General features: G+C 35.7%; 1 protein-coding gene and 1 pseudogene. Both read left to right on the forward strand.

What is annotated here, in order from left to right; translation table 11 throughout:
- Positions 1-165: pseudogene (locus ACFIL8_RS09815) on the forward strand (ABC transporter substrate-binding protein); the annotation flags it as partial.
- Positions 166-1,073: 908 nt separating this feature from the next.
- Positions 1,074-1,786 (forward strand): ABC transporter substrate-binding protein (locus ACFIL8_RS09820; protein WP_375621876.1); only part of this gene is annotated, 713 nt, incomplete at its 3' end.

The following is a 1,786-nucleotide window of genomic DNA, read 5'->3' on the forward strand; positions in this document are numbered from 1 at the left end:
AAAAAACGGGCGCAAATGTATGCTGATTTACAACGTGATTTTATGCAGAAAGGGCCTTATGCTTTTATCTATCAGACATATGTTTCTGTAGCGATGACACCTGATGTCAAAAAATGGGTTTGGAATAGTGCACCACGTATTTTTTATAGTGCAATTGAAAAATAAAAAGGTATCAGGTTTATAAAATATAAAAAAACATGGTCATGATATATTTGATGTATTGCAAAGCTCTTTAATACTTTGCAATACGTTGAATTCTATCGGGAATGGATTACTATGTTGTGTAGAGAATTTTGTTTCAAAACATTCTATTGGGAAGAGAGGTTATTTATTTCGATAAATTCTACGTATATAGATATTAATATTTGATATTTCAATTTATATGTATAAAAAGTAATAAATTTGTTTGTTGCAAAAGACAGGTGTAACGAATAAAGCAAAATTTAGTGTTTCTGAAAAAATGGGGACTTTATAAAATGTTTTGGTGAGAAAAACTGTTGTATGCGGGTACGTGGGGAAACATCAAGCTACTCTTCTCATACCTCAGGTTACATTCCTTATGACTTAAAATATGATAATCTATAGGTTCGAAGCTGTTATTTGATACGGAGTTATAATAAAGTTCGAATTTTCTTCTGAAGAAGGGTGAAAATGGTTACGAAAAAATTTATTCAGGATCATCAAAATATCAAATTGTTTTGAGGCTTTTGAAGCAATTAGAGTAGCGCTTTGATGATACTTTTTAGAAAATCGCAAGAAGAAACTTGAAAAAGAAATCTTTTTAATGAAACAAGGAAGGATTTTGGTCTGATATGCTCTGAATTATAAGTGCCGTGATGTCGTGTGCTATCGTGCGTGATAGCTTCATTTTAATCAGATCGTTTTGCGTTGCATATGTTCGTTTGTTCTATACGTATTTGGGAGGGAAGGAGCTTTTGAAAAGTGGCTGCTGCTTTTAGAGATTTTGATATTTTACCTCTAGGAGGCGTGTTTTCTAAGCATGATCTTATCATTTTTGCATGTTGTCACATGAGAAGTTATACAATAACCTTAAATCTTAAAAGGAAAATTCTATGAACGGGAAAAGAAAAATATTGAAAAAGGGCAGTTCTTTTGTTTCTGCTGTTCTTGCAATGGGGATGTTTGTGCAACAAGTTTCAGCGAAAACACCTGCCGATACGCTTGTGATGGCTTGGAATCTTGATACAATAAGTACATTTGATCCCGCACAAATCAATGACCGTTATGGTAATGAAGTTCTTGTTAATGTTTGTGATAATTTAGTCGTTTCTGCTACAGATGATGCTGCTAAAATGGTTCCTTCTTTAGCGAAGAGTTGGGATGTTTCAAGTGATGATCAGAGTACGGTGATTACTTTTCACTTGCGTGATGGTTTAAAGTTCAATGATGGTCGTCCTGCGAATGCTAATGATCTTATTTGGAGCATGAAGCGGGTTGTTCAATTGAAGATGGCTACTGCGGCGACATTTAATGAATATGGGATTACAGAACAAAACGTTGATGAGGCTTTTCAAGCACCGGACGACAAAACGGTTGTGATGAAATTTGATAAACCTTATCCAGCAGAGCTCATTCTTAGCCATTTTGCCACTAGTCGTACTCTTGCTTTGCTTGATCGTGAGACACTCATGAAACACGAAAAAAATGGTGATATGGGAAACCGGTATTTGGCAAGCCATTCTGCTTGCGTTGGTCCTTATCAGCTAGAGAGTTGGCGCCCTGGAGAAGGAATTTTGTTGCGTGCAAGCTCCAATTATTGGGGGGA

Origin of the sequence: Bartonella sp. AP57NXGY (assembly GCF_042195805.1) — a bacterium.
Taxonomy (GTDB): Bacteria; Pseudomonadota; Alphaproteobacteria; order Rhizobiales; family Rhizobiaceae; genus Bartonella.